The sequence below is a fragment of the Thermus sp. genome, assembly GCF_039793865.1.
GTDB lineage: Bacteria > Deinococcota > Deinococci > Deinococcales > Thermaceae > Thermus.
Genome location: NZ_JBAMMI010000039.1, coordinates 1 through 6749 on the forward strand (window position 1 = coordinate 1; position 6749 = coordinate 6749).

Annotated in this window: 5 protein-coding genes; 1 reads left to right on the forward strand and 4 read right to left on the reverse strand. The window is 65.5% G+C overall.

What is annotated here, in order from left to right:
* Positions 1-110: 110 nt before the first annotated feature.
* From fusA to ABJK26_RS03735, 4 genes are all read right to left on the reverse strand, one after another.
* Entirely contained in the window at positions 111-2186 is a 2076-nt protein-coding gene (gene fusA / locus ABJK26_RS03720) for an elongation factor G (RefSeq protein ID WP_347240888.1), read from the reverse strand.
* Positions 2187-2189: 3 nt separating this feature from the next.
* Complete coding sequence (gene rpsG / locus ABJK26_RS03725; protein WP_347240889.1) at positions 2190-2657, reverse strand: 30S ribosomal protein S7; 468 nt, start codon at positions 2655-2657, stop codon at positions 2190-2192.
* 8 nt (positions 2658-2665) lie between these two features.
* On the reverse strand, positions 2666-3070 hold the full coding sequence (rpsL, locus tag ABJK26_RS03730; RefSeq protein ID WP_347240893.1) for a 30S ribosomal protein S12: 405 nt from the start codon (positions 3068-3070) through the stop codon (positions 2666-2668).
* A gap of 550 nt (positions 3071-3620) precedes the next feature.
* Positions 3621-5489, reverse strand: a complete 1869-nt coding sequence (locus ABJK26_RS03735; RefSeq protein ID WP_347240891.1) for an AAA family ATPase — start codon at positions 5487-5489, stop codon at positions 3621-3623.
* A gap of 834 nt (positions 5490-6323) precedes the next feature.
* On the opposite strand from ABJK26_RS03735, the gene ABJK26_RS03740 reads away from it, so the two are divergent.
* The coding region (locus ABJK26_RS03740) for a type II toxin-antitoxin system VapC family toxin (RefSeq protein WP_347240892.1) at positions 6324-6749 on the forward strand (426 nt) is incomplete at its 3' end.

Below are 6749 nucleotides of genomic sequence, written 5' to 3' on the forward strand. Positions count from 1 at the left end.
CAATCGTCCCCACGTTCACGTGAGGCTTCGTCCGAACAAACTCGCCCTTGGCCATCTTCGCTCTCCTTTCAAGCAAGGGGCGGGCCCCGAAGGCCCACCCCGAAAAGGATCTACTGACCCTTGATGAGCTTCTCCTGCACCTGCTTGGGGACCTCCTGGTAGTGGTCAAAGAACATGACGAAGGAGCCCCGGCCCTGGGTCTTGGAGCGGAGATCGGTGGCGTAGCCGAACATCTCCGCCAGGGGCACGTAGGCCCGGATCACCTGGGCGTTGCCCCGGGGCTCCATGCCCAGGATCTGGCCCCGGCGGGCGTTCAGGTCGCCGATGACGTCGCCCATGTACTCCTCGGGGGTGGTGACCTCCACCCGCATGATGGGCTCGAGGATCACCGGGTCCCCCTTCTGCACCGCCTCCTTGATGGCCATGGAGCCGGCGATCTTGAAGGCCATCTCCGAGGAGTCCACCTCGTGGTAGGAGCCGTCGTAGAGGGTGACCTTGACGTCCACCACGGGGAAGCCGATGAGGGGCCCGGACTGCATGGCCTCCTCAATCCCCTTCTGCACCGCGGGGATGTACTCCTTGGGGATCACCCCGCCCACGATGGCGTTCACGAACTCAAAACCGGAGCCGCGGGGCAGGGGCTCGGCCTTGATCTTCACGTGGCCGTACTGGCCGCGCCCGCCGGTCTGGCGGATGAACTTGCCCTCCACGTCCACCGGCTTGGTGATGGTCTCGCGGTAGGCCACCTGGGGCTTGCCCACGTTGGCGTCCACCTTGAACTCCCGCTTCAGCCGGTCCACGATGATCTCCAGGTGGAGCTCGCCCATCCCGGAGATGATGGTCTGGCCGGTCTCGGGGTGGGTGGAGACGCGGAAGGTGGGGTCCTCCTCCGCCAGGCGGGAGAGGGCCTGGGAGAGCTTGTCCTGGTCGGCCTTGGTCTTGGGTTCAATGGCCACGTCAATGACCGGCTCGGGCACCTCGATGGACTCCAGGACCACCCGGGGGGCGTCCTCGCCCACCAGGGTGTCCCCGGTGATGGTCTCCTTGAGGCCCACCACCGCCCCGAGGTCGCCCGCCTTCAGCTCCTCCACCTCCTCGCGGTGGTTGGCGTGCATGCGGAGAAGCCGGGCCACCCGCTCCTTCCGGCCCTTGGTGGTGTTGTAGACGTAAGACCCCGAGGTGATGGTCCCGGAGTAGACGCGGATGAAGGTGAGGCGGCCCACGTAGGGGTCGGCCATGATCTTGAAGGCCAGGACCGCCAAGGGGCCATCGGGGTCAGGGTGGATCTCCACCTCCTCCCCCTCGAGGGTGGTGCCCCGGATGGGGGGGATGTCCAGGGGGGAGGGAAGGTAGTCCACCACGGCGTCCAGGAGGAGCTGGACGCCCTTATTCTTGAGGGCGGAGCCGAGGAACACGGGGGTGATCTGGATGCCGATGGTGCCCTTGCGGATGGCGGCCACCAGCTCCTCCTCGGTGGGCTCCTCGCCCTCGAGGTACTTGAGCATCACCCCCTCGTCAAAGTCGGCGGCCGCCTCAATGAGCTTCTCGTGGTACTCCCGGGCCTGGTCCAGGTACTCCTCGGGGATGGGGATCTCCCGGATGTCCGTGCCCAGGTCGTTGCCGTAGGTGTAGGCCTTCATCCGGAGGACGTCTATGATCCCCGAGAAGGTGTCCTCCCGGCCGATGGGAAGCTGCATCACCACGGGCCTCGCCCCCAGGCGCTCCTGCATGGTGCGGATCACGAGCCAGAGGTCGGCCCCCGTCTTGTCCATCTTGTTGGCGAAGGCGATGCGGGGAACCTTGTACTTCTCCGCCTGGCGCCAGACGGTCTCGGACTGGGGCTCCACCCCCTGGCTGGAGTCAAAGACCACAATGGCCCCGTCCAGCACCCGCATGGAGCGCTCCACCTCAATGGTGAAGTCCACGTGGCCCGGGGTGTCGATGATGTTGATGCGGTGGTCCTTCCAGAAGCAGGTGGTCACGGCGGCGGTGATGGTGATGCCCCGCTCCCTCTCCTGCTCCATGAAGTCCATGGTGGCCGCGCCCTCGTGGACCTCCCCGATCTTGTGGATCTTGCCGGTGTAGTAGAGGATGCGCTCGGTGGTGGTGGTCTTGCCGGCGTCGATGTGGGCGGCGATGCCGATGTTGCGGAGCCTCTTCAGGTCGTACTCTACCTTAACCGCCATGGCTTACCACCGGTAGTGAGCGTAGGCGCGGTTGGCCTCGGCCATGCGCTCCACGTCCTCTTTCTTCTTGACCGCCCCGCCCTTGCCCTCGGCCGCGTCCATGAGCTCGTGGGCGATGCGCACCGCCGCCCCGCGCTCGGAACGGGCGTTGGCCGCCTGCACCAGCCAGCGGAGGGCCAGGGACTGCTGCCTGCGGGGGGAGACCTCCATGGGCACCTGGTAGTTGGCCCCACCCACGCGGCGGGAGCGCACCTCCATCCGGGGCTTCACGTTCTCCACCGCCTGCTTGAAGACCTTGAGGGGCTCCTGGCCGGTTTTCTCCTGGATGATGCGGCAGGCATCGTAGAAGATGCGGGCGGCAAGGTTCTTCTTCCCTTCCCGCATGATCTTGTTGATGAAGGCCGACACCACCACGTCCCCGTAGACCAGGTCGGGCTGGAGCTGGCGTACCTCTGCTCTTCTTCTCCGCATACCCTCACCTACTTCTTCTTAGCCGGGGCCGCGCCCTTGGCCTCCTTGGGCTTCTTGGTCCCGTACTTGGAGCGGCTCTTTTTGCGGTCCTTCACCCCCTGGGTGTCGTAAACCCCACGGACGATGTGGTAGCGCACCCCCGGCAGGTCCTTTACACGGCCGCCCCGGATGAGGACCACGGAGTGCTCCTGCAGGTTGTGCCCCTCGCCGGGGATGTAGGCGGTGACCTCGTAGCCCGAGGTGAGGCGCACCTTGGCCACCTTACGAAGCGCCGAGTTGGGCTTCTTGGGGGTCACGGTGCGCACCACGGTGCACACCCCCCGGCGGAAGGGGGAACCCTTCAAGGCTGGAACCTTGCTCTTCTTCTGGACCTTCTCGCGGCCCCTTCGTACGAGCTGATTGATCGTCGGCAGTGCCACCACTCCCTTCTTCTTGGACTTGCCCCCGTGTTCTCAAGATCCGCCCGGGGAAGTGTCCTTCCCCGTTTTGCCCACACAGGGCACCACCCTCAGGACCAGGGGCTGGCCCTGAGGGCCCTCAACTTGCTCAGTCTACAGGCCAAGGCTTCTTTTGGCAAGTCGGGCGAAGCCCGCCCCCCAAAGGAGGGGCAACGCTCCAGGCATATACGGGGGCAACAGGCCACTTTGCCCGGCTCTTGGGAAGTTCGTGGGCCAATCCAAACCGCCCTTTTGGGGCGGTCCGGGCCTTTGGGTGCTATGGGGTTGGGGCTCAAGCCGTCGTTCAAAAGCAATCCCCCGCCTCTCTTCCGAGGCGGGGCTTTTTGCGTCCTGGAGCTGGAGCCGGTGGCCGGATTCGAACCGGCGGCCTACCGCTTACGAGCAGAAAAATCACCCCGCCTAGCCCGGAGGGTCGTGAAAGAGTTGCGCTGTTTATCGGCTTTTTCTTGGTCCTTCTTGCCGGTTGATTGCGGTCCTTTTCCGGGGCTGAGCTGTCCTCAAGCTGTCAGGCTGTCCCCCTGGCCTGCATCCTTAGGGCCTCTGCCCTCCTGGAAAGGTCCTGAGCCCACTTCTCCAAGGATTGGGCCATGCCCGTCAAGAAGCTCTGGGGGTTGCTCACCCTTTGCCCCCGGAACTCCCAGGAAGAGGGAGGCCTCCTTTGGGGCTCAAATACCTGGGGGAAGGCGGCCCTCGCCACCATGCCCCACCCCTCGGGCCGTCCCCCGAGGGCCAGGGCGGCCCCTACCACTCCCGATAAGGCCCGTATGATGGCCTCCCCCTGGTCCTTTTCCGGGGCGGGAAGGGCCTCAGGGGCCACCCGTCTTACCATCCCCCTCTTCTCAAGCTCCTCCATCCCCGCCTCGGGGTCCCTCAAGGCCAAGGACCTGAGGCGCTGGGCCAGGTTATAGGCCTCCTGGGCCTGGGCCTTTAGGGCTTTGGCCTCCTCCAGGAGGCGGGCCCTCCCCTCCTCCAGGCGGTGCCTCACCCGCCCAAGAAGGTCCTCCATGTCCCGCGAAAGGGCCTCCCCGTCCTTCTCCAGGGCCTCTAGGGGAGTGCCCTCCCGGTCAAGCTCCTCCAGGAGGACTTCCGCCCTGCCCCGAAGCTCGGCACGGGCCTCCTCTTCCTCGCGGGTAAGGGCCCGGTAGCGGTAAAGCTCCTTTAGAAGCCGGTTGATGCGGGCCGAAAGGCGCTTCCTCCTTCCCCTCTCCTCCATGCGCCCCCGGTAGCCCCTTTCCCCCTCGGGAGGAGAGGGCTCCTCCAGGGGGAGGTCCTTCCGCAAGGCGTGCATGGTCTTCTCCCACCCGGGCAAGAGGAGCCCAGGGCGAGAGGCCAGGAGGAGGGCCATGTCGTAGGCGGCCTCCACTAGGGCCGCCTCGTTCTCTGGGAAGAAGAGGGCCTTATAAGCCACGGAAAGGGGCCTCAAAGCGCCTAGGGGTACTTCCCCCTTACCCCTCGGGGTCAAAAGGCCATAAAGGGCCTCTCGGAGGGGCCCAGGGTCTAGGCCCTCGAGGGAAGGGGAAGGCAAAGCGGCAAGGTCTATCCAGGGGGTGGGGGCGGCCTCTAGAAACTCCCGTACCCTCTCCCCTACCCCCTCCCGCAGGAAGGCCTTGTGCAGGGTACGGGCGTAGGGGGCGGTGTTGAGGAGGAGGCCCCGCCTCTTGGCCCCCTCGGGGAGGGGCACCTCCCGGGCCTCGGGGTTCCAAGTGGCGTAGATGGCGGCGCGGTGGGGAAGCTCCTGCCCCTCTATGCGCACCGTGGGGCGGTCGTTGACCAGGGCAAAGAGGGCCCTCTGAAGCTCAGGGGGGGCTTCCCCAAGCTCATCCAGGACGGTGATGGGCCCCTGAAGGGTAGCAGGGGGCTCTACCTCCCAGCCCCCTCCCGAGGTCTGCCGCCTCCTCCCCAGGGCCTCTCCCGGGGTCATGGCCCGCACATCAAAGAAGCGCCCTCCCACCAGGGCCAGGGCCACCTCCCCCACGGTGCTCTTGCCCGTACCGGGAGGGCCGTAAGCCCCTAGCCAAGGCATGGGGCCCAGGGAGGGGGCCTTCTGCCTCAGGTAAGCCACGGCTAGGGTGAGGCGCAAGAGGGCCCGGTACTCGGGGGTGGGCAAGAGGGTAAGGAGAGAAGTCCATGCGGGAAGGGCCCCGAGGGAGGAAGCCTTCTTCCCAAAGCCCTTGAGGGCCCTAAGCCCCTCCCCCGTGAGCCTCCAGGTACGCCTCGAGGTGCTTTCCACCAGGCCCCTGGCCTTTAGGCGGGTAAGGAGGTCCTTGAGCCCCGCCTCCCCTGCCCCCAGAGCCTGGGCGGCCTCAGAGAGGCGGGCCTCCCCGGCCCGGGCCAGGTAGTCAAGGAGTTGCCTTTGCCGTTCAGTAAGCTCCAAGGTCCTCCTCCCCTAACCCTAGGAGGCCTCCTCTCGGAAGAGGGTAGGGACTACCCCCCGAGGGGCCCCACCCTCCTCTCGGTACTCCCCCCAAGCCTCCATGCCCCCAGGGTAGGAGAGGCTTGCCCTAGGGGTAAAGGCCGCTTTGCCCCCTTTTGAGGCTTCCCCCCGGTGAAGCCGCCCCCCAAAGGAGGAGGGGGGAAGGGGAGGGGGGAACACTCCGGGCATATAAAGAGGCGACATGCCACTTTACCCGACGCTTCTTTGAGTTTTTGCCGTCCAAGACGGCACAAAAGCCACCTAAAACTCACCTGACGCTCACCCGCCACACCCGACACTTGGGCCACTTTTGCCCTCCAGGACGCAAACCCGAGTGTCGGGCTAACCCGACACTTCACCCGACACTTGCCAAGTCAAAAATCTTCCCATGAATCCCAAAACAAGGGGCATTCTCTGCCTTTATTTAGGCTCTTCCTCCTCCCCTTTCTCCAAGGGTGGCAGGGGCTCCACGGGGGCAAGGAAAGGCGACACGGGATTTTACCCGGCACTTCTCCCAAACGGCCCTAACCTGGCGCTCCCCTCCCCCAGGCGAAGCCCAGGGCAAAGGGGCCCGAAGCCTTCCTCAAGGCTTTTGTCCGCCTTGCCCGGCCACCTTGGCCGGGCACATCGGCCCGGGTACACTAAGGTCATGCCCCGAGGCACGAGGCCCAAGCCCAAGGAAGAGGCCCCCTTCCTCATCACCCCGCCCCGCAAAAAGGGGAAGCCTCCCCTTCCAGAGCCGGTAGTGCCCAAACCCGGTAAGTCCAGCCTCGCCTACCTTCAGGAGCAAAGGCGTTGAGGCTCTTCCTGGAAACAAGCGGCCTTCTCAAAGTCCTTCTCCAAGAGGACCTTTCTGACCTGGCCCGGGAGGCCTTCTCCCAGGCCCAAGCCCACGCCGCAAGCGCCTTTGCCCTCCCCGAGGCCGTGGGAGTCTTGCACGCCATGCGCAGGGACAACAAGCTCACCCGCCTCCTCTACCGAAAGGCCCTCCGGGAACTCTATGAGCTCTGGGACTACCTGGAGGTCCTCACCCCTACCCTAGAAGGCCACATGAGGGCGGCCAGGCTTTGCGAAAAGCACCCTTTGAAGGGGGCGGATGCCCTTCACCTGGAAGGGGCCCTCTTCTTCAAGGAGCTCCACCCAGACAGCACTCTTTTGACCTTTGACCGCACCCTCTACCGGGCGGCCAAGAAGGAGGGCTTAGCCGTGGTGAGGGTGCCC